This is a genomic window from Ruegeria sp. CDSA021, from assembly GCF_059612325.1.
In genome coordinates this window covers 78,380-98,728 of the sequence record NZ_JBXWQJ010000007.1, presented here as the reverse complement: position 1 = coordinate 98,728, position 20,349 = coordinate 78,380, and the positions used below count along the sequence as shown (strand labels likewise).

Genomic DNA, 20,349 nt, shown 5'->3' with positions numbered 1-20,349 from the left:
ATGCGTCTGAGCCAATGTCATAACTTCCACGACTTCCGGCGGCTGGCCAAGCAGCGGCTGCCGGGGCCAATCTTTAACTACATCGACGGTGGCGCGGATGATGAGGTGACGTATCGGGAAAACACCATCGCATTTGACCGCTGTGACCTGCTTCCGTCAGTTCTGCGTGGGGTTTCGGACGTGGACATGTCCGTCACGGTCATGGGGCAAAAGCTGGATATGCCCGTCTATTGCTCACCCACCGCCTTGCAACGTCTGTTCCACCATCAGGGAGAGCGCGCGGTTGCGGCAGCGGCGGAGAAATACGGGACGATGTTCGGTGTCTCTTCTTTGGGCACTGTATCGCTGGAGGAGTTGCGGCAGAAACACAAGAACCCGCAAGTCTACCAGTTCTACTTCCACAAGGATCGCGGGTTGAACACCGCCATGATGCAGCGCGCCAAAGAGGCGGGGGTCGAAGTCATGATGCTGACTGTCGACAGTATTACCGGTGGTAACCGCGAGCGTGATCTGCGTACCGGGTTTTCGATCCCGTTTCGGCTGACGCTGGGCGGCATGATCCAGTTTGCAATCAAGCCGATGTGGGGGATCAATTATGTTACCCACGAAAAGTTCCGCCTGCCACAGCTGGAAGAACATGTGGATATGGGCGGTGGGGCAAGCTCGATTGGTGGGTATTTCACCGACATGCTTGATCCATCGATGAACTGGGATGATGTGGCGCAGATGGTACGCGACTGGGACGGTCAGTTTTGCCTGAAGGGGATAATGACCGTCGAAGATGCCAAACACGCCACCGAGATCGGTTGCACTGGTATCATCCTGTCGAACCACGGTGGCCGTCAGCTTGACGGGTCGCGCACACCGTTTGATCAACTGACCGAGATCGTAGATGCCGTTGGTGATAAGCTGGACGTGATGATGGACAGTGGCATCCAGCGCGGAACTCATGTGCTGAAGGCGCTGTCAGTTGGGGCCAAAGCCGTGGGCGTCGGGCGGCACTACCTGTATCCGCTGGCTGCGGCAGGGCAGGCGGGGGTCGAACGTTCCCTTGGTCTGATGCGCGCCGAGATCGAACGCGACATGAAATTGATGGGCGTCACCAGCGTCGGCCAACTGAGCCGGGACAATATCCGTTTTCGCAACGCCTGAACCCGAATTGGGGGCCGAGATGACCAATGACGAATTGATCAAGCACTTCCGCTCCATCGTCGGTTTGCACCACGTCCTGACCGGTGAGCGCGCGACCGAGCGGTTTCGGCGTGGGTTCCGTTCGGGCGAGGGCGAGGCGCTTTGTGTCATTCAGCCGGGTTCTCTGTTGGAGCAGTGGAAAGTGCTGCAAGCCTGCGTGGCCGCAGACAAGATCGTCATCATGCAAGCTGCCAATACCGGCCTGACCGAAGGGTCGACCCCGTCGGGCAGCTATGACCGCGATGTGGTACTGATCAATACTCGGCGGATGGACACACTGATCCCTCTGAACGATGGTGAGCAAATCGTCAGCTTTCCGGGTGCAACCTTGTTTGCGCTGGAAAAACTGCTGGCCCCAATGGGCCGCGAGCCGCATTCGGTGATCGGATCATCCTGCATCGGTGCGTCGATTGTGGGCGGGGTTTGCAATAACTCGGGCGGGTCGCTGGTGGAACGTGGCCCGGTCTATACTGAACTGTCCGTTCACGCCCGGATCTCTGAGCAGGGCGAGCTGGAACTGGTCAACCATCTGGGCATTGATCTGGGCGACACGCCCGAGGAAATCCTGGCAAGCCTCGACGCCGGGACCTTCGACCGCAACCCTGGGGCCACGAACAAACGCGCCTCGGCCAGCGATTACGCGCAGATCGTGCGCGAAGTGGATGCGGAAACACCGGCCCGCTTCAACGCGGACAAGGCCAAGCTGTTCGAATCTGCGGGTTCGGCGGGCAAGCTGGCGGTCTTTGCTGTGCGCCTTGATACCTTTCGAAAAAACGAGGCCGAAAGGGTGTTCTATATCGGGACAAACGACCCGGACGATCTGGCGGCTTTGCGCCGCCACATCCTGTCCAGGTTCAAATCACTGCCCGTCTCAGCTGAATACCTGCAGCGCGAAGTGTTCGACATCACCGCGAAATACGGCAAGGACACGGTTGTGATGATCGACAAACTCGGTACGGATCGTTTGCCGTTTTTCTTCGCGATGAAAGGCGCGGTTGATGCGCGGCTTCGACGCATCCCGTTTCTCGGCAATTTTACTGACCGGTTCATGCAGATGGCCGTGGCGCTTTGGCCGCGTGTTCTGCCCAGGCGGATGGTCGAGTTCCGCAACAAGTATGAACACCATCTGATCCTGAAAATGAAAGATGACGGTATAGCAGAGGCTGCCGCTTGGTTGCCTGACTTCCTGAAAGACCGTGACGCGGGTTTCTTTGAATGCGATGCCCGCGAGGCCAAGATTGCTGGCCTGCACCGATTCGCTGCCGCTGGGGCTGCCGTGCGTTACATGGCGCTGCATAACTCGGACGTAGAAGACATTATTGCGTTGGATGTCGCGCTGCGCCGTAATGATCACGACTGGTTGGAAAAGCTTCCGCCCGAGATCGAGAACCAGCTGGTGCACAAACTCTATTACGGCCACTTCATGTGCCACGTCATGCATCAGGACTATGTCGTCAAAAAGGGTGCTGATCCCAAGGCGTTGAAGGCGGCGATGCTGAAGCTGTTTGACGAACGGGGGGCGGAATACCCGGCTGAACATAATGTGGGTCATCTGTACAAGGCCAAGCCTGATCTGGCGGCGCATTACAAGTGCTGTGACCCGACCAATTCGTTCAACCCTGGCATTGGGAAAATGTCGAAGACGAAGTACTACCAGTGAGCGATCTTCACGCGGTACGCTGACGTTTGTGAAAAGCACCCAACAAGCTGTTCCCGTTGTCGAAAAACGCCCCTTCACCAACCAGATCGGTTACGCCGTATCGATCCAGCTCGGTCTTAACGTTTGGCTCTATAAGTGTGAAAACCAGACGAATGTCGTTTTCCTTCAAGAACCCGGCCATGCTGCGCAGGGCGTATCCGGCGGTAAAATCGATCTCATCGATGGCCGACGCATCAATGCAAAACCATTCAGGTTTGCTGTCCGAGCCTTGCACAACAGCCGTGACCTCATCCGTGAAACGCTGCACATTTGCGTAATACATGCCGTGTGAGAACCGATAGATCACAAGGCCGGGTTCAAATTGATTTGGCTCGGCCAAGTCTTTCGAATGCCAACCTCCGGTTTCGGTTTTAACTATCACTGCGTTCTTCGGGCGATACCCCCGGCGGGTGTGGTCGATCAAAGAGAAGACAACGGCAAAGATTATGCCCTGTTCAACGCCCACCAGAACAACCACGGCTGCTGTTGCGGTGGCCACCCAGAACTCGGACCGGGCTTGTTTGTAGATCGTGGCCAGACCACGCAGATCGATCAGTTTCAAGCCGATCAGGAAGACGATGGCCGAAAGGGCGGCTGTGGGCAGATAGGCAAGAGGTTTGGTAAGAAACAGGATCACCACGAGGACAATGGCCACCGTGGTCAGTTGTGCCACCTGACTGCGGCCACCGGCGCTGGCGACCATTTCGGTTTTGGTAGGGCTGCCATTGACCACAAATGTGCCGGTGAATGCCGCACCGAAATTGGCAAGGCCCAGCCCGATCAGGTCTGTGTTCTCGCTGAACTTCTCGTCATATCGGGCTGCGTAAGCCCGCGAGGTCGCGGCGCTCTGTGCCAGAATGACCACGAATATGGACAGCGCCGTGGGCAGGAGTTGCTTGAACAGGTTCCAACTCCAATTCACGTCCGGGAGCGAGAGTGCAGGCAGGCCACTGGGAACTGCCCCTAACAGGGCAATGCCGACCGTTTCGAAAGAAAAGGCCCAGCTGCACAGGATCACCCCTACAATTGCGAACAGGGGACCGGGGATTTTTCGCGACAGCATTGTGCAGGCGACAACAACGCCGAGCACGGCGGCGGAGACAAACACAGTCGGCCAGCTGATATGAGCCATGTTCAGATATACGTCGTTCAATCGCGCAAGCGTTCCGTGACCGCTGGACTCGATCCCCATCAAGCCGGGTATTTCGCCTGTGGCGACCTGTATGCCAACGCCGGTCAGGAATCCAACCAGTACAGTTCGCGACAGGAAGTCGGCCAGAAATCCAAGCCCGATGATCCGCGCACCGATCAAAAGCACGGCCGCCATCAGCGCCAGCAGGGACGCCAAAGCCAGATATTCCGACGAGCCCGAGACCGCCATGCCAGCCAGTGCCGAGGCCGTGATGGCCGCGGTTGCCGAATCGGCCCCGACCACCAGATGCCGGGACGAACCGAACAGGGCGAACAGGGCCATGGGAATCAGGATCGTATAGAGCCCCGTAATGACCGGCGTGCCCGCGATTTTGGTGTAGCCCATGACCTCGGGTATCGCGAGGCAGGCAAATGTCAGCCCGGCAAGCATCTCGGTTGGAAGACGCGACCGGTCAAAAGGCAGCACGCCCTGCAGCACCGGCAATGGCGATGATTGGGGATTTCTGCCCGGGTTTTCCATGGGTTATCTTTTGCCCGATTTGTTATGCGTTGCGGTCTTGCTTATCAAAAGAGCGTCGGGGCAAAAATTAAGCAAGGCATGACGGGCAAATCGCGAGGTTTTTGCGGTCGTTTTCGAAAGTTTTTCCGGGAAATTTACGCGACTACGGGAAACCCCCAATTTCGCGCGGGGCCTATCAGGGGTAAACATGACTTACCGTACTTACCACACAAACACACGGTAATTACTTTCCCCGATGAGGGGCTGGTCATACCCCCTCGACCGGCCCCTCTTAACTTTTTGGGTTGAGAGAATCTGCACATCGAAACCGCGCCAAAATGCGAAAAGGTCTTTCTGTTCGCCGTTAATCTTTGACCAATTCAGCCACAAGGGTCGGCAGATTTTGTGATGCGTCATAGGCCACGGTGTGTGGGATTTCTCCGATAGATGTCTTTCGGTACCCTTCCGTGAACAACAGAAACGGGATGTGTGCACGCTGGGCGGTTTCAGCGTCAACTTCGCTGTCACCGACAAACAGGCGTGGCCCAGAAAACGGGAGCGCATCGAAGCTTGCAAACAGATGCCTGGGGTCCGGCTTCCGGGTCGGCAGGCTGTCGCCTCCAAGCACCGCATCGAAATGCCGGGACAAGTTCAACGCCTCAAGCACGTGCCGCGCTGGCGCTTCGGGCTTGTTGGTACAGACGCCCAGAACACACCCCATTTGTCGTAGAGCATCCAGCGCTTCGGGGATGCCGGGGTAGGGAATGGTCGTTTCACTGGCGGCGGCATTGTAATGCTTCAGCGTCAACTGTGTCAGTTCCGAATGGCGATCCAGCGGTAGTTCGCAATGGTGGATCATGCGCTCGACCAGTTTGGGTAGGCCATTGCCAACGAATCCCTTAATGACGTCATGCGGCAGTGGATCGCGCCCAACGTCGTCCAGCGTGCGGTTGGCCGCTGCGGCGAGATCGCCCAAGCTGTCCACCAGCGTTCCGTCCAGATCAAAAACAACTGCTGCGGTCATATTTTGCACGCCTTTCAATGTTCAGCCCAAGACCTAACGTGCCTTGTTTTGGGGCGCAATCTCTTGTGTTGAAACGACACTTGACAAATCTTACTAAAATAATCAGATTAAGCGTCAGGAACAGAAAGCCAGCCCTTTCGGGGTCAGCCAGATCACATGAAACGCGATAGATATGGCGCCACGCCGAAACGCTCTGGAGATGTCCCGATGAACGTACAGAACCCGACTCCAACCCAAGGTTATGCTGTCTCGATGCTTCCCGCGCATAAGGCCGAGGAGCTGACCAAGGGTGGCAACCTGGCCCATATCGAACTGGGCGACCAGCTATATACCCTGCGCATCACTCGCGCAGGAAAACTGATCCTGACGAAATGAGCGCGCCTTCCATGCGGGGCGGCGCAGCGGTTGGCCGCCTTGCCGACCTCGACCCTATCGAAGCGGGCGCGGTGATGTACCTGCGGATGTGGAGCGAGGGTGAGGGCGGTCGGACCGATGCAGCCAGTGATTTCCAGATCGCTTTGGGTGCAGATAGCGGAGAGGCCGCGATGTTGACGCTGGACCGATTGTGTTCCCTATGCGCAGCCTATGGTCGTCGCCCCCTGATCCGCCATGGGCTGAAATGCGCGTGCCTGGGTGCGGATGAGAATTGCTTTGCCCAGATGATCGCCGCCGCGTCCGAAGGTGCGCGTGAAGACGCGATGATGATGGCATCTCTGATCGTACGCCCGGATTTTGCGCCTGCGCTTGCCTCATTATCAGAAGAGTTGGGCCTTGCTCTCAGGCGCATGACTGTTGCGTTCAGGATCCCGACAACCGGTCACCATACCCCCTCGGCCGTTCTCCACTGATCCCCGGTTCTGAACGGCTTAACCCCGGCATCGCGCCGGGGTTTATTTGTTTAGCAACATCCGCATCCTGCATGGTGATGATCATGATCGCAAACCGGGGCAGGGGTGTAGTCGCCCACCTCTGACAACACGTCCCGCAAGGCCCACAGGATCATGTCCACATCCTCGGCCTCGATGGTTAGCGGCGGGCGGATTTTCAGGATGTTGTCCTTCGGTCCTTCACTGCCGATCAGAATGCGATGATCGCGCATCCGGTTTTTGACATAGCTGCATATCTCGGTGCCTTCAGTCCCATCAGGGTTGATCAGTTCCACACCAAGGAACAGCCCCATACCCCGCACATCGCCGACGCAATCGAAATCGGCTTCGATCTGGCGCAGCCCGGTCATCAGGCGCTCACCCATTCGGGCGGCATTGTCCTGCAACCCTTCGTCGTCGACGATATCCAGCACCTCTTTGCCAATCCGGCAGGACAGGGTTGATCCGCCAAAGGTCGAAAAGAACTCGATCCCGTTGTTGAAGCTGTCGGCAATTTTCTTGGTTGTCACCAGCACGCCCAAGGGGTGCCCATTGCCGATGGGTTTACCCATGACCACGATATCAGGCAGCGCGCCCTGGTGTTCAAAGCCAAAATAGTTCTCGCCCAAACGCCCCAGACCTGTCTGCACCTCGTCGGCAATGCACACACCACCGGCAGCGCGGACCTTTTCGTAAACCGCAGGTAGATAGCCCTTTGGCGGAATGATCTGGCCACCGACCGACGGGAAAGTTTCCGCAATGAAACCCGCCACGCCGTGCCCCTTGTCCTGCAGGGCGGCGATAGCCGGGTCCACAAGATCGGCAAACTTCTGCGCCCGGTCCGCATCGTCGCGCTTGAACAACCCGCGGTAGTCATCCGCAACCTCGACCAGCTCAACCCAGTCGGCTTTGCCGATGCCACCGGGTTTGTTGAACTTGTAGGCCGAAATGGCCACCGCCGCGTTGGTATTGCCGTGATAACCATGATCCGGCGTCACGATCCCTTTTGCACCGGTATGGGCGCGGGCCAATCGCAGAGCCAGTTCATTGGCCTCAGTGCCTGAGTTGACAAAGAAGCAAACCTCGAAGTGATCCGGCAGTTTGGACAGGATCTTTTCGGCAAATTCCGTCTGAGCCGGGTGCAGATAACGGGTGTTCGAGTTCATCCGCCTCAGCTGATCCGCCGCCACGGCCTGAATGCGCGGATGCGCATGGCCGACATGGGGGACGTTGTTATAGGCGTCCAGATAGGGGCGGCCCCATTCGTCGAACAGATGATGCTTCCACCCACGTACCAGCATGACCGGATCGTCATAGGTCAGCGACAGGTTGCCGCCAAAGTGATCGCGGCGCCCCTGCAGGATCACCTGCTTGTCGGTGGGTTGATAGAACACCTTGCCATCCGGCAAGTTCAGCAATGCCGCCGGGTTCGGGCAGACCGCGTTCCACAGCTCCATTTCGTCGGGATCGCCGACACCGGGCCAGTCCGCCTCCATGCCATCGGTGGTCAAAGCCAGTTGGAAATGCACATGCGGCGCCCATCCGCCATTCTGGCTGGCATCGCCTAGCCGGGCAAACGCTGCCCCTTGCGCAACCGGGTCGCCGGGATTCAGCCGCTCACAGAATTCCGGGTCCAGATGGCCATAGAGTGTATAGAACGGATCGCCTTCGGGCGTTTCGTGGTGCAGGATGATCACACCACCGTAGTCGAGGTGGTTGTCCCGGTTCTCGACCACTTCAACCCGCCCGCTCATCGGCGCGTGCAGCACCGTTCCGGCGGGCGCAAACACATCCACCGCCAAATGCACCGTTCGCCGGTCCGAGGCTTTCCACGGCCCCTTGCGGAACCCCGGCTCGGCATAGATCAGGCGGGGCTCGTTATAGTAACCCAGCCACAGACCCTCGCCGTATTCCTCGCCCACCCGTGCAGCCTCGGCCAAAGGCATGTGGAACGGATTCTGAGGCCAGACGCAGTTTTCAACGGACAGCGATCCCATGGGCACATCGCTCAGATCCTGACTAAACATGTCGGCAAAATGGCCCCGGTGATCCTGCAGATAGGTGTGGATGCGTTCAGCCCCATCGACGACAGGCAAGCCACAGGCCGCCCGCAACCGCGCCGACATCAGCCCGCCATTGACCGAGGCGTTTTCAAGGAAACGCCACGCCGGAGCCTGAGAAATGGTCACGTAAGGATCATCCGGGTTCTCGGCCGCCATCAGGGTCGAGTTGACGACCGATACCGCAAGTCGCATCCTCAGCAACGGCCAGATCAGGTCAACTTCACTCGTGCTTAGCCGGTTGGCCGCGTGAAAGCCCTTTACCAGCGCGGCCAGCGCCAGTTCCGGTTTGGGATGGTCCAACACGATGTAAGCCCCGGCAATTGCCAGATCGCAGACGCGCGGCGCCGCGCACATGTCGCCCAAATCAATCAGGCCCGAGATCCGCCGACGCTCGCCCAATTCCCCTTCGACCAGAATGTTATAGTCATTGGCGTCGTTGTGGATGGCCTGTTTCGTCAGATCCCCCAGCATCCCCGAGATCGCTGAGAACCCTGCGAAAATCTCGTTCAACAAAGCCCGCCGGGTAGGGTCTGAAATGATATCCAGCTTGTCCGCAATCCAACCGGCCTGCGTCAGATCCCACTTGAAACCGTTTCGGTGCAATCCTTCGTGCTCGAACCCTTCCAAGGCCCGATCGGTTGCCCCGAGAACGCGACCCAGCTTCAGGATCAGCTCTTCGGACTTCGGCGCAGACTTCGCGTAACACTGCCCCGGCAAGCATTCCAACAGCCACACCAGTCGGGACTGCCCTTCAGAATCCGTAATATCCGGCAGCATAGTGCCGTTCAAATCGGGGAACACCTTGGGAAATGGCAAACCCGGCGCTTCTGACGCGACATGGGCAAGCGCCAGTATCTGCAAATCCACCAGATCCGCCTCGCAGCCCGCCCGCATGACTTTCAGCACATAGTCCTGACCATTGGTGGCCTGTACCAGAAAGTTCAGGTCATATTCACCATCCAGCCGCGTCAACCGTGCGTCCAGCCCCCAGTGCTGACGCAGCGCATCCGCCCAGAACTTCACCAATTCGCTCATGTCGTTCTCCGTCCCGCTACACCCGGGATTCTTTAGTCCAATGCGCGCAGCCGTTTGAACAGCGACGACGTATCCCACCGCCCACCGCCAAGTTTCTGCACATCTTTGTAAAACTGATCGACCAGCGCGGTCACGGGCAGTGAGGCACCATTGACGTTGGCCGCATCCATGCAAATACCCAGATCCTTGCGCATCCAATCCACGGCAAACCCATAGTCAAAATGATCGTCCAGCATCGTCTCGTGGCGGTTCACCATCTGCCAGCTTCCGGCCGCGCCCTGGCTGATCACCTCAACAACTGCACGTCCGTCCAATCCCGCTTTCTCGGCAAAATGCAATGCCTCGCTGAGGGCCTGAACCAAACCGGCTATGGCGATCTGGTTACACATCTTGGTCAACTGGCCCGCGCCGCTGTCACCAATGCGGCGACAAATCTTCGAATAGACCTCCATCAACGGCTCAGCCGCATCATAGGCGGCCTGATCTCCGCCGCACATTATGGACAGAACCCCGTTTTCAGCCCCAGCCTGACCGCCCGAGATCGGGGCGTCGACAAAGGCGATCCCCTGCGCGGCTCCGGCTTCGTAAAGCTCTCGCGTGACGTCTGCCGAGACTGTTGTGTGATCGACGAAGATGGCCCCGTCGGACATGCCCTGAAACGCACCGTCCTCGGCTGAGCAGATCATGCGCAGATCGTCGTCATTTCCCACGCAGGCCATTACGAATTCCGCGCCTTTGACCGCATCTTTCGGAGTCGCCCCCATGGCACCACCATGCTGCGCCACCCAGGCTTCGGCCTTGGCGGTTGTGCGGTTGTAGACGGTGACGTCATGACCTGCGGCCTGCAGATGTCCGGCCATGGGATAGCCCATGACACCAAGGCCAAGGAACGCGACTTTTGCCATTTTGTGATCCTCTCCGCTGTTCGGTCGGCACGTGTGACCGAATTGTCTGGCGAAGACAAAGCAAAGCTGAACGCAAAGGGCAACCCCGTGTCAGCTTTTCCCGCCCAGATCCTGCAGGATCGGGCAATCGGGCCGGTCGTCTCCGGCGCAGGCGTCGACCAGGTGGCTTAGCGTATCACGCATGGCTTTCAGGTCGGCGATCTTGGCCTCGATCTGCGCCAGATGATCCCGCGCCACCCGTTTCACATCAGCGCTGGCGCGGGTTTCATCCTCGTAAAGGGCCATTAGGGTCCGGCAGTCCTCGATGGTAAAGCCAAGCGCACGGGCACGGCCCAGAAAGTTCAGCTTGTGCACGTCCTGATCGCGAAACCGGCGATAGCCGTTGTCATCGCGCATCGGTTTGATCAGGTTAATGTCCTCATAATACCGGATCGTCTTGGCGGGCAGGCCGGTGCGGGCAGAGACATCTCCGATATTCATGCGTGCACCTCCTTGGTGGCTGTGGCTGCGGTTTCCGGCACGCTGGCGCGAACGCGACGCAAACGCAGCGCGTTCGAGACCACAAACACGCTGGACAACGCCATCGCGCCCGCCGCCAGCGCCGGGGACAGAAGATGACCGCCGAACGGGTAGAGGGCACCAGCAGCGACCGGGATCAAGAGAACGTTATAGCCAAAGGCCCATCCCAGGTTTTGCCGGATGTTCCGCATTGTCCGACGGCTGATTTCGGTTGCATTGGCAACGCCGCGCAGATCACCGGACATCAGCACAACGTCGGCCGTTTCGATAGCCACATCCGTACCCGTACCGATTGCGATGCCGATATCTGCAGATGCCAGCGCCGGAGCATCGTTGATACCGTCACCGACAAAAGCCAGTGTTCCGAATTGATCCCGCAAGGTCGTGATCGCATCTACCTTACCATCGGGCATTACTTCGGCGGTGACGTGATCTATCCCCAGCCGGTCGGCCAAAGCCTGCGCCGTGCGCGCGTTGTCTCCGGTGACCATGGCTACGGTCAGCCCCATCTGGTGAAGCCGTTCCAGCGCCTCTTCGGTGCCGGGCTTGATCGGATCTGACACAGATAACGCAGCTGCGGCCCGCCCATCGAGGGCGACGAACAACGGCGTTGCCCCTTCGGCGGCGCGGGCCTCTGCCTCTTCCACTAAGGATCCAAGTTCGATCCCCCGTTGCTGCATCAGCCGACGCGACCCGATCAACACATCCCGTCCTTCAACCTGTCCTTGCACGCCAAGGCCGGTAAGCGACCGCACATCCGAAGCCTCTGGCAGAGTCGCGAGACCGGCTCGGGTGATGGCCGATGCAATCGGGTGCTCCGATCGTGCCTCAAGCGCGGCGGCGAGTCGCACAACTTCATCCCGGTCAAAGCCATTCACTGTGGTTACGCTGTCCAGTTCGGGACGGCCGAGGGTCAGAGTTCCGGTTTTATCCATCGCGATGACACGCGCCTGCTGAAGCTGTTGCAGAGCATCGCCTTTGCGGAACAGAACCCCCAACTCCGCTGCGCGCCCGGTGCCCACCATGATCGACGTGGGCGTGGCCAGTCCCATCGCGCAGGGGCAAGCGATGATCAGCACCGAAACACCTGCGACCAGTGCCAGCGGTAGGGCAGGGCTTGGGCCGAAGATCAGCCAGATTGCGACAGTGATCACAGCAACGAGGATCACCGCAGGGACAAAGCGATAGGTGATCCGATCCGCCAGACCCTGAATAGGCAGCTTGGCCCCCTGTGCCTGCTGCACCATGCGGATAACCTGCGCCAGCACCGTGTCGCCACCCACGCGCGTGGCACGTACCCGCAAGGCACCAGTGCCGTTCACAGTGCCCCCAACAACAGGCGCACCCGGAGATTTTCCGACAGGCACCGGTTCACCCGTAATCATGCTCTCATCGACGTAAGAGGTTCCTTCGATCACGTCGGCATCCACCGGCACACGTTCGCCGGGACGGATGTGCAAGATATCTTCGACAGTGATTTCGGCAATCGGGCGGTCCTGTATCTGACCGTCCACTTCGACCCGTGCGGATTTGGGCTGCAAACCTACCAGCTTCCGGATCGCCGCCCCGGTTTTGCCTTTGGCGCGTGCCTCCATCAACCGGCCCAACAAGATCAGGACCACGATCACGGCAGCGGCCTCGAAATAAACATTGGCTGTACCCTGCGGCAACAAGCCGGGAGCGAATGTGGCCACTACGGAATAGAGGTAGGCCGCCCCGGTCCCAAGCGCGACCAGCGCGTTCATATCTGGCGTGCCTTGCAGCAGGGATGGGATACCCTTGCGGTAAAATACTCGGCCAGGCCCGATCAGCAGGGCTGAGGTCAGGACAAATTGTATAAGCTGGCTGGATTGCGCGCCGATGGTTGTGTGCACCCAGTGATGGAAGGCGGGGATCATATGCCCGCCCATCTCAAGAATGAAGACCGGCAGGGCGAGAACGGCCGCCAGTATCGTGGTACGGGTCAGTCTTTGAATTTCGTCCTCTTCACGGTTTTCAGGTTCTGAAACGTCTTGAATCCGCGCGGGATAACCAACTTCGGTTATCACCTGAGCCAGTGACTCTGGCGTTGTTGCACCCGTTGCATAGGTCACCGTGGCAGTCCGGGTTGCCAGATTGACCCGTGCGTCGATGACACCGGAACTGAAGGTCAGCGCACGTTCGATCTTGGCCACGCAGGACGCACAGGTCATACCGTCGATGCTCAGATCGGCCTGACTGGTCTCAGCCGGATAACCTGCGGCATCCAGCGCCTCGGCCACAGCTGACACTGGTCCGTCAAATACCACTTGCGCGGTTTTGGTTGCAAAATTGACTGAGGCATCTTCAACCCCCGGAACGTCCCGAAGGGCCGCTTCGACACGACCGACACAGGACGCGCAGCCCATGCCGGTAACTTTAAGTTCTGTCAGTGACTCTTGCGCCATGCGACTCATCCCGCAGGTTTCTTTGCCCTCCAAATGGGGGTTCCAGTGACGGGAAGGTCAAGGGTCTATGGCAATTTTCTATTTGTCGGACCCGCGCATGTTTCGCTCCATCATTCGCTGATAGAGGCGCGGCGACAAGCGATTCAGCCACCATGACATACGCGCCACACGGCCAACCGGTATCATGGGCTGCGATTTGTCCAACCCGCGCAGGATCGTTTCAGCGGCTGCATCAGGGCTCATCTCATCCAATCCGTCCTTTGCCGATCCGGGTCGCGCAGTGCCATCCGCCTGTTCTTGCGCGTTGCCGGGGTTGGTGGCCACAAAAGACGGCGCTGCAATCTGAACCTGAACGCCATGAGGTGCCTCTTCGGAGCGGAGCGACTTGAAAAACCCTTCGAGCGCGTGTTTCGAGGCAGCATATGCCGTCCGGTGATAAAGCGGTGCGAACCCGGCCACGGACGAGATCGCCAAGTGTATCCCTTTTGATGCGCGGACCGGTTGCAATAACGCGCGGGCCATTTCAACGGCTGCAAAATAGTTGATGTCGAACACCATTCGGTGACTGGCGGCGTCAGACTGATCAAACCCTCGAATTTGCGTAACCCCGGCGTTGTAGATGACCAGATCTATGCTGTCGCTGGATCTGACGGCCTTTTGCATTGCATTGGCAAACTGTTCGGGATCCGTCAGATCGCAGGCGATTGGCAGCTGGGTCGGCCCGGTGTCCAGGCCTGAAACATCAAGGTCCAGCAACACCACGCGCCAACCGCGAGCTTGCAGAGCGCGGCTCAGGGCTTGCCCCAAACCACCCGCCCCGCCTGATATGACAGCGGTTTTCATAGTCCGGCCTGCTTTTGCCAAAGCGCGAACACCTCGGCGCTGGTTTTTTCGGGTGTGTAGCCGAATTCTGATTTGAGGGCTGAGTTGTCCAGAACCGGCCGATATTGCAGGAACCGCACTTGTTCCGGCCCATAGCGTGACAGGCCCAGCGGACGCGCGGCGGCCAAAGCCGCTTTTAGTGCCCAGGCGGGCAGACGCAGAACCGGCTTCCCCATGGCGCGGGCCAGATCGGTGACACCCATCGCGCCGTCTCCGGCGACGTTGAAGATACCCGGTGGCCCGTCCGTGGCAGCGCGCCGCAGTATACGTGCCAAGTCGTGCGTCCAGACAAACACAAAAGGACTTTCGCTGCCGGTCACCGCCAGCAGTCGAGGTTTGTGAAACAGGGCGGTGATCTGGTTTTCGGTTCCAGCCCCCAGAACCGTTCCTACGCGCAGAACGACCTGTTCAAGATCAGGGGCAGCTCTACGGGCTTCGTCCAGCGTTTCCTCGACCTGTCGTTTGTGATCTGAATAGGGGAATTCGGGATTGCCCCGCAGCGGGTCACTCTCGCGCAGCGGAACACGGTTGTCCGCGTGATACCCATAAGCAGCGCCGGACGATGTGACCACCAACCGGCGCACCCCGTTGGCGATGGCTGCGTTCACCACCTTGCGGGTCCCTTCGACGTCAACAGCGTATGCTGCCGCGCGTCCCATCTTGGGCGGGGGCGTCACGATAGAAGCCAGATGCACGATGACATCCGGCTTCACCTTGGTAATCACGCGAGCAGGCGCGTCACTTGTAACGTCCATGGGTAGAAAGGCGATGTGTTCCGGCAGTGTCTCCGGGCGTTTGAGGTCTGTGGCAAAGACCTCATGTCCCTCAAGTTCGGGCAGCAGTGCTTGCCCGACCATACCGGCGGCGCCTGTGATCAGAATACGGGTCATCGCGCGGCCTCGGTTTGGGCCATGACCGACGCCAGGGCAATGCCCGAGATCGCGTGCCAGATGCCCCAGAACGCGGCAACAACGGCCATGCCGCCCAGCCCATGGAAGAAGGCGAAAATCAAGACCAACCCAAGCCCTGAGTTCTGAATGCCAGTCTCGATGGTGATCGCGCGACGGTCGAAGGGGGACAGCCGGGTCAGAGTGGCCACGACCCAACCGCCCCCCAGCGCCAAGGCGTTGTGAAGGACCACAAGCCCGGCAACAGCCCCGGCAAAACTGAGGAAGAACCCCCAGTTGGCGGCCAGGGCAAGCAGGATGAAGGCGGCAAAGATACCCATCGACAGGTATTGCAGCGGCCCGCGCAGGCGGGCGGTCAGGGCGGGTAGACGCTGATTCAGTGTGATGCCCAGAACCAGCGGCAGGATCAGCATCAGGCCAACGAGAATGGCGATTTGCACAGGATCGATCTGTATCTGCTGCAGGATCGCGCGGGTCGGCGGATACAGCCCACCCCAAAGCGCGATATTGAAGGGCGTCATGAAAATCGCTCCGATGGTGGCGAATGCGGTCATCGATACGGACAGCGCCGTATTGCCGCCGGCCCGATGCGTGATGAAATTCGAGATATTTCCGCCCGGACAAGCCGCCACGAGGATCAGCCCCAGCGCAATAGACGCACGCGGTTCCGTGACCCATACCAGCGCAAAGGTCAGCGCAGGCAGAACGATGAATTGAGACAGCAGCCCGACAATCACCGGTTTCGGCGCGCGTCTCAGACGATCAAAATCCCGTGGCGTCAAATCGATCGCGATTGAAAACATCACAATCGCCAGGATCGCGTTTAACAGGGTCAGCGACGCTGGGCTAAAATTCAGCGTGATCTCGTCGATACCACTCATGCGGCGGCTTTCCGCAGCCGTTCAATCCAGCCAGTGACAGCCTTTCTGTAGGTGGCCTTGTCGACGTAATAGGCCATGCGGGGCAGGTCGATATAGTTCATGCCTCCGGTGGCGCGCTTGTAGTCTTTTTGTTTTTCGGCTTTCAGATCGGCCGCCGCCGGGCAACCGTTTTGAAGACCCTTGATATAGCGCGCCACCATCTCGGCCTGTTCGTGCCTCCCTTGCCAGCCCAGACCCGTGGCCTCGACCATGCCCAACACAAACAGATCGTCTCGTTCGGGGTGTATGGTGTTCAGGTAAAGATGCGGGGCATCGCCCTGCCAGTTCAGGAGATCCTTGCCGATGAACGGATAGTGCAGCTTGTATCCGGTTGCGGCGAGGATCATGTCATAGTCTTCGCTGGTGCCGTCCTTGAAGTGAACGGTGTGACCCTCCAGCCGTTCGATATCGGGGCGAATGCGCAGATCACCATGGCCCGCGTGATACAGCACCAGTGAATTCACCACCGGATGGCTTTCGTAAAGCTGATAGTCCGGTTTGGGAAAGCCGTATTTCTGCGGGTCACCGACAAACCAGCTGAGGATCAGGCTGTCTACTTTGCGTTTTAACCACATGGGCAGGCGGATCTTGCCGCCCATCGTGTCAGCGGGTTTTCCAAAAACGTATTTCGGGACGAAATAGTATCCGCGGCGCATCGACAGGTCGCAGCGTTTTGCGTGATGGATGGCGTCTACCGCGATGTCGCAGCCGGAATTGCCCGCACCCACGACCAACACGCGTTTGCCGTCGAATTGGCTGGGGTACCGATACTGCGAGGCATGGATCAACTCGCCCTCGAACGATCCGGGAAAGCTGGGCATGTTCGGTTCCGACAGGGTGCCGTTTGCTATCATGACCCCTGCGAAGTCAGCCTGGTGGTCGCCGTCTGCATCGCGCCAGTTGATACGCCAGCCTTCTCCCGGATTGCCCAGTGGTGTGATCCGTGTGACTTCCGCGTTGAACCTGTAGTTCTTGCGCAATCCGAAATGATCCGCAAATGCACGAAAATAGTCGCGCATCGCCCTGTGAGAGGGGTACTCGGCCACCGCCTTATCCATCGGGAAATCATCGAACTCGGTCATACGCTTGGACGAGATCAGATGCGCCGTCTCATACATGGTTGATCTGGGGGCATCGATGTCCCACAGACCGCCCACGTCCGAATGCAGCTCGAACCCCTGAAATGCGATGCCCTGTTCCTTCAGCACCTTGGCCGCGGCCAATCCCATCGGTCCCGCCCCGATCAAGGCGAATGCGTCGCGCGTTTCTGTCATGAACCCTCCCAAAGCTCGCGAGGCTTAACTTGAACGATCGACCAAAATAAGGCAAGATGAAATTCATGAGTCTGAAAAACATCGAAAAACCAAGGCAAAGGGCGCCCTCCAAGCGGTCTTTGGTGACGCGCGCGCGGATCATGGATGCTGCGGAATTGGTCTTTGCTGAACGGGGATTCGAAGGTGCCTCGATCCGCGATATCGCCGCTTTGGCCGGGGTGCAGATCGGCCTTGTGCACCATCACGGCGGTGGAAAAGAGGAACTTTTCTATCGAACCGTCGCCCGCCGCGCGGATGAATTGGCGCAGCTACGAGTCGATGCGCTGAACAAAGCCAGGGCCGACGGACCGCTGACATTGCGCAGCATTCTGGACAGCTTCATCCGCCCTTATGTAGAACTGGCTGAATCTGGTGGACCGGGATGGATGGCCTATGGTCGACTAGTCGCCCATGTGTCCGTCGATCCACGGTGGAGCGACATTGCAGCAGAGTGTTTCGATCCGACGGCCCAGCGTTTCATTGCCGAGATTGCGACTCTTTATCCCGATGTCGATCCTGCCGTGTTGGCTAGCGGTCAGGTGTATTCTGTCTCGGCCATGCTGGCGCATCTCAACAGCGGCTGGCGGGTCGAGGCGCTGTCGCAGGGTGGCGATCAGCCTGACCTAGAGCCATTGGTCGCGTTCTGCGCCGCCGGAATCGCGGCGATGGTCCAAACCAGTCGGGGCTGACTGCGCTTCACTCCTGCTGCAAGTGATCAAACAGCATCGTACTGAACACGGAAGGAGACGTGCGCACAGCGCTGGGTGAGGCAAAAAATCCAAGCATCACGATCAGCAGTATCAAGGCTGCCGCCGCAATACAGGCTGCTGAGAGTTGAACGACTGAACGTACCATCGCGTAAATTCCTTTCCTTTTTGCCGAAATTCCGGCATCGCCAGCCGCGTCAGCCGAACTTGGCCAGCTCTTGCTTCAGCCGCTCATTCTCTGCCTGCAACTGAGCCAGCTGCTGTCCAAGCGTGTTCAGATGGGGGCGCAGCTCGGCTTCGGTGAAGCGCGGGGTGATGTGGCGCGGGCAGTTCCAATCCAGCGCCTCGACCCGGATTATGACAGCCCGTTCCGCCGGGGCCTCGGCCTCATCGGGATACAAACTGGCGGCGGCGGCTTCGCCTTCGGTAAACTCGACACGTCCCAGGATTTTCAGGCGGCGCTGGTTGGCGTAATCCATTAGGATCATCGCGATCCGATCATTGCCATCCAGATTCCCGCGCGAGATATACTGCTTGTTGCCTGAAAAATCCGCATAGCCGATGGTCTGCGGCCCCAGCACTTTCAAAAATCCTACGGGCCCACCGCGATACTGCACATAGGGCCAGCCGGTTTCGGATACTGTGGATTGGTAAAACCCGTCCCGTGCCTGAATGAACTCTTTCTCAGGTTCACCGATCAGATGGCCCTGCTGTGGCCCATCTTCGATGAACTTGGCATAGGTTTTTGCCGAGCCCATCCGCTCTTGATGGGCGCGGACGGCTGGGGTGAAGGCGCGTTCGGAAAATGCACGGGGCATGGTATGTCCTTTCAAAGACCCAAATCTGACAATCCGGGATGATCCTCGGGGCGTTCGCCCTGCGGCCAGTGAAACAGGCGGTCATCCTCGGTGATCGGCAGATCATTTAGTGAAGCGTGGCGGTGTGACATGCGCCCGTCTTCCGCAAATTCCCAGTTCTCGTTGCCATAGGAGCGGAACCATTGGCCGCTGTCGTCTCGCCATTCATAAGCATAGCGCACGGAAATGCGGTTTTCCGCAAAAGCCCAGAGTTCCTTGATCAGGCGATAGTCCAGTTCCTTCCGCCATTTGCGCGTCAAAAAGGCGTGGATGTCGGTGTGACCGGACAGAAACTCGACCCGGTTTCGCCATTGACTGTCATCGGTGTAGGCCGACGTCACCCGATCAGGGTCACGACTGTTCCAGGCGTTTTCAGCCATACGTACTTTCTGAGTGGCGGTTTCAAACGTGAAAGGGGGCAGAGGCGGACGAGGCATTGGGCAGAGATCTTTCAGGTGAGTGAGGCGGCCAGAAGGGCCATGGTCAGAAGGAACGGAACGTACTGAGGTGGGAAAATACTAGCGCGACGTTTCATCGGTCAGGTCCTTTGGTGTACAGATCGGTTAACTTCTGAGCTCAAAGTGTACCGATCTGTTAACTTTTGCAAGGGCAAGTTTAAAAAAATATCAGTGTGAGATTTTTGAATCTAATTAAGCTTAATAAAATCAAAGGCTTGATCTGTTGTTATTGTACTTCGTGTTTCGGGCTAATATGTACTGAACGGTACACTAAGGAGCCGAATCATGCGCCCAAACAAACGGGACGAACTGGTGAGCAAGGCCCTAAAGGTCTTTTACCGCGATGGGTTTCACGCGACTGGCATGGATAAGCTGGTGGTGGAAACGGGTGTGTCCAAAACGTCGATGTACAAGCATTTCCGCACCAAGGAGGAATTGATCCTCGCAGCACTGCGTCTGCGGGACGAAAACTTCCGTGAATGGTTCTTCAAACGTATCAATGAGATGGCGGAGACACCGGCCGAGCAAATCCTGGTCAGTTTTGATGCACTGAAAGAATGGTTCGAAGAAGATGAATTCCGGGGCTGCATGTTCATCAAAGCAGGCGCTGAATTCCAAGACCGGGATCACCCTATCCATGTGCAGGCAGCCGAGCATAAGCAACTGCTTCTGGACCATTTCACGGCAGTCGCAGAGCAGGCAGGTGCGCGTGATCCTCAGAAATTGGCCTGTCAGATCGTGCTTTTGCAGGAGGGGGCAATTGTCTCTGCCGTTCTGCTTCAAAACTGCGATCCGGCGCAAGACGCCAAGGATGCGGCGAAAAATCTGCTGGCCACGGCGTTGGGCTAAACCTGCTTAAGCAAACAGGTTCTTATTATATCCGCAGGTAAGGAACGTTGCGTTGTTTCATTGCAGGACGCGGCGT

General features: G+C 58.4%; 18 protein-coding genes and 1 pseudogene. 6 read left to right on the top strand and 13 right to left on the bottom strand.

Going from position 1 to position 20,349, the window contains the following annotated elements; all coding sequences use genetic code 11:
• Window positions 1-1,152 carry an alpha-hydroxy acid oxidase gene (locus tag AC2FLD_RS11305; protein WP_496669522.1) on the top strand — a complete coding sequence of 384 codons (1,152 nt, stop codon included), beginning with the start codon at window positions 1-3 and terminating at the stop codon, window positions 1,150-1,152.
• 19 nt (window positions 1,153-1,171) lie between these two features.
• Window positions 1,172-2,851: a D-lactate dehydrogenase gene (gene dld / locus AC2FLD_RS11300; RefSeq protein ID WP_496669523.1), complete on the top strand. Its 1,680-nt coding sequence runs from the start codon at window positions 1,172-1,174 to the stop codon at window positions 2,849-2,851.
• Between the two features lie 7 nt (window positions 2,852-2,858).
• Here dld and AC2FLD_RS11295 read toward each other — a convergent pair whose 3' ends face one another.
• Window positions 2,859-4,562: a SulP family inorganic anion transporter gene (locus tag AC2FLD_RS11295; protein WP_496669524.1), complete on the bottom strand. Its 1,704-nt coding sequence runs from the start codon at window positions 4,560-4,562 to the stop codon at window positions 2,859-2,861.
• Between the two features lie 343 nt (window positions 4,563-4,905).
• Entirely contained in the window at window positions 4,906-5,565 is a 660-nt protein-coding gene (gene gph / locus AC2FLD_RS11290; RefSeq protein WP_496669527.1) for a phosphoglycolate phosphatase, read from the bottom strand.
• A 207-nt stretch (window positions 5,566-5,772) separates the two neighbouring features.
• Between gph and hemP the strand changes: the two genes are divergently transcribed.
• Entirely contained in the window at window positions 5,773-5,940 is a 168-nt protein-coding gene (hemP, locus tag AC2FLD_RS11285) for a hemin uptake protein HemP (protein ID WP_480628758.1), read from the top strand.
• The gene (locus AC2FLD_RS11280; protein ID WP_496669529.1) at window positions 5,937-6,413 is read left to right on the top strand and encodes a hypothetical protein; all 477 of its coding nucleotides are present in this window, start codon (window positions 5,937-5,939) and stop codon (window positions 6,411-6,413) included. The genes hemP and AC2FLD_RS11280 overlap by 4 nt, the downstream gene beginning before the upstream one ends.
• A 50-nt stretch (window positions 6,414-6,463) precedes the next feature.
• On the opposite strand, the gene AC2FLD_RS11275 is transcribed toward AC2FLD_RS11280, so the two are convergent.
• From AC2FLD_RS11275 to AC2FLD_RS11240, 8 genes and pseudogenes are all read right to left on the bottom strand, one after another.
• Entirely contained in the window at window positions 6,464-9,529 is a 3,066-nt protein-coding gene (locus tag AC2FLD_RS11275) for an aminotransferase class III-fold pyridoxal phosphate-dependent enzyme (protein WP_496669531.1), read from the bottom strand.
• Between the two features lie 32 nt (window positions 9,530-9,561).
• A pseudogene (locus tag AC2FLD_RS11270) lies at window positions 9,562-10,443 on the bottom strand (NAD(P)-dependent oxidoreductase); the annotation flags it as partial.
• 81 nt (window positions 10,444-10,524) lie between these two features.
• Entirely contained in the window at window positions 10,525-10,914 is a 390-nt protein-coding gene (gene cueR, locus AC2FLD_RS11265; protein ID WP_050604744.1) for a Cu(I)-responsive transcriptional regulator, read from the bottom strand.
• Window positions 10,911-13,379 (bottom strand): heavy metal translocating P-type ATPase, encoded by a 2,469-nt coding sequence (locus AC2FLD_RS11260; RefSeq protein WP_496669533.1) that lies wholly within the window; start codon window positions 13,377-13,379, stop codon window positions 10,911-10,913. Before AC2FLD_RS11260 ends, cueR begins: the two co-directional genes overlap by 4 nt.
• 78 nt (window positions 13,380-13,457) lie before the next feature.
• Window positions 13,458-14,222 (bottom strand): SDR family NAD(P)-dependent oxidoreductase, encoded by a 765-nt coding sequence (locus AC2FLD_RS11255; protein ID WP_496669535.1) that lies wholly within the window; start codon window positions 14,220-14,222, stop codon window positions 13,458-13,460.
• On the bottom strand, window positions 14,219-15,151 hold the full coding sequence (locus AC2FLD_RS11250) for an SDR family oxidoreductase (RefSeq protein WP_496669536.1): 933 nt from the start codon (window positions 15,149-15,151) through the stop codon (window positions 14,219-14,221). Before AC2FLD_RS11250 ends, AC2FLD_RS11255 begins: the two co-directional genes overlap by 4 nt.
• Window positions 15,148-16,050 carry a bile acid:sodium symporter family protein gene (locus AC2FLD_RS11245; protein ID WP_496669538.1) on the bottom strand — a complete coding sequence of 301 codons (903 nt, stop codon included), beginning with the start codon at window positions 16,048-16,050 and terminating at the stop codon, window positions 15,148-15,150. Before AC2FLD_RS11245 ends, AC2FLD_RS11250 begins: the two co-directional genes overlap by 4 nt.
• Window positions 16,047-17,363, bottom strand: a complete 1,317-nt coding sequence (locus tag AC2FLD_RS11240; protein ID WP_496669540.1) for a flavin-containing monooxygenase — start codon at window positions 17,361-17,363, stop codon at window positions 16,047-16,049. The genes AC2FLD_RS11245 and AC2FLD_RS11240 overlap by 4 nt, the downstream gene beginning before the upstream one ends.
• A gap of 65 nt (window positions 17,364-17,428) precedes the next feature.
• On the opposite strand from AC2FLD_RS11240, the gene AC2FLD_RS11235 reads away from it, so the two are divergent.
• A complete protein-coding gene (locus AC2FLD_RS11235; RefSeq protein ID WP_496669542.1) occupies window positions 17,429-18,091 on the top strand; it encodes a TetR/AcrR family transcriptional regulator in 663 nt (220 codons plus the stop codon).
• 7 nt (window positions 18,092-18,098) lie between these two features.
• Here the strand turns inward: AC2FLD_RS11235 and AC2FLD_RS11230 are convergent, their stop codons facing one another.
• Genes AC2FLD_RS11230 through AC2FLD_RS11220 form a run of 3 tightly spaced genes read right to left on the bottom strand, consistent with a single transcriptional unit; the run spans window position 18,099 to window position 19,403 of the window.
• A complete protein-coding gene (locus AC2FLD_RS11230) occupies window positions 18,099-18,257 on the bottom strand; it encodes a hypothetical protein (RefSeq protein WP_157054215.1) in 159 nt (52 codons plus the stop codon).
• Between the two features lie 49 nt (window positions 18,258-18,306).
• Complete coding sequence (locus tag AC2FLD_RS11225; protein ID WP_050604737.1) at window positions 18,307-18,927, bottom strand: pyridoxamine 5'-phosphate oxidase family protein; 621 nt, start codon at window positions 18,925-18,927, stop codon at window positions 18,307-18,309.
• A gap of 11 nt (window positions 18,928-18,938) precedes the next feature.
• On the bottom strand, window positions 18,939-19,403 hold the full coding sequence (locus AC2FLD_RS11220; protein WP_496669543.1) for a nuclear transport factor 2 family protein: 465 nt from the start codon (window positions 19,401-19,403) through the stop codon (window positions 18,939-18,941).
• 306 nt (window positions 19,404-19,709) lie between these two features.
• On the opposite strand from AC2FLD_RS11220, the gene AC2FLD_RS11215 reads away from it, so the two are divergent.
• A complete protein-coding gene (locus tag AC2FLD_RS11215) occupies window positions 19,710-20,273 on the top strand; it encodes a TetR/AcrR family transcriptional regulator (protein WP_050604735.1) in 564 nt (187 codons plus the stop codon).
• The last annotated feature ends 76 nt before the right edge of the window (window positions 20,274-20,349 follow it).

Excerpts from the sequence above, each read along its gene's own strand:
- AC2FLD_RS11305 (WP_496669522.1), top strand. The coding sequence starts at position 1 with ATGCGTCTGAGCCAATGTCATAACTTCCACGACTTCCGGCGGCTGGCC.
- dld (WP_496669523.1), top strand. The coding sequence starts at position 1,172 with ATGACCAATGACGAATTGATCAAGCACTTCCGCTCCATCGTCGGTTTG.
- AC2FLD_RS11295 (WP_496669524.1), bottom strand. The coding sequence starts at position 4,562 with ATGGAAAACCCGGGCAGAAATCCCCAATCATCGCCATTGCCGGTGCTG.
- gph (WP_496669527.1), bottom strand. The coding sequence starts at position 5,565 with ATGACCGCAGCAGTTGTTTTTGATCTGGACGGAACGCTGGTGGACAGC.
- hemP (WP_480628758.1), top strand. The coding sequence starts at position 5,773 with ATGAACGTACAGAACCCGACTCCAACCCAAGGTTATGCTGTCTCGATG.
- AC2FLD_RS11280 (WP_496669529.1), top strand. The coding sequence starts at position 5,937 with ATGAGCGCGCCTTCCATGCGGGGCGGCGCAGCGGTTGGCCGCCTTGCC.
- AC2FLD_RS11275 (WP_496669531.1), bottom strand. The coding sequence starts at position 9,529 with ATGAGCGAATTGGTGAAGTTCTGGGCGGATGCGCTGCGTCAGCACTGG.
- cueR (WP_050604744.1), bottom strand. The coding sequence starts at position 10,914 with ATGAATATCGGAGATGTCTCTGCCCGCACCGGCCTGCCCGCCAAGACG.
- AC2FLD_RS11260 (WP_496669533.1), bottom strand. The coding sequence starts at position 13,379 with ATGGCGCAAGAGTCACTGACAGAACTTAAAGTTACCGGCATGGGCTGC.
- AC2FLD_RS11255 (WP_496669535.1), bottom strand. The coding sequence starts at position 14,222 with ATGAAAACCGCTGTCATATCAGGCGGGGCGGGTGGTTTGGGGCAAGCC.
- AC2FLD_RS11250 (WP_496669536.1), bottom strand. The coding sequence starts at position 15,151 with ATGACCCGTATTCTGATCACAGGCGCCGCCGGTATGGTCGGGCAAGCA.
- AC2FLD_RS11245 (WP_496669538.1), bottom strand. The coding sequence starts at position 16,050 with ATGAGTGGTATCGACGAGATCACGCTGAATTTTAGCCCAGCGTCGCTG.
- AC2FLD_RS11240 (WP_496669540.1), bottom strand. The coding sequence starts at position 17,363 with ATGACAGAAACGCGCGACGCATTCGCCTTGATCGGGGCGGGACCGATG.
- AC2FLD_RS11235 (WP_496669542.1), top strand. The coding sequence starts at position 17,429 with ATGAGTCTGAAAAACATCGAAAAACCAAGGCAAAGGGCGCCCTCCAAG.
- AC2FLD_RS11230 (WP_157054215.1), bottom strand. The coding sequence starts at position 18,257 with ATGGTACGTTCAGTCGTTCAACTCTCAGCAGCCTGTATTGCGGCGGCA.
- AC2FLD_RS11225 (WP_050604737.1), bottom strand. The coding sequence starts at position 18,927 with ATGCCCCGTGCATTTTCCGAACGCGCCTTCACCCCAGCCGTCCGCGCC.
- AC2FLD_RS11220 (WP_496669543.1), bottom strand. The coding sequence starts at position 19,403 with ATGCCTCGTCCGCCTCTGCCCCCTTTCACGTTTGAAACCGCCACTCAG.
- AC2FLD_RS11215 (WP_050604735.1), top strand. The coding sequence starts at position 19,710 with ATGCGCCCAAACAAACGGGACGAACTGGTGAGCAAGGCCCTAAAGGTC.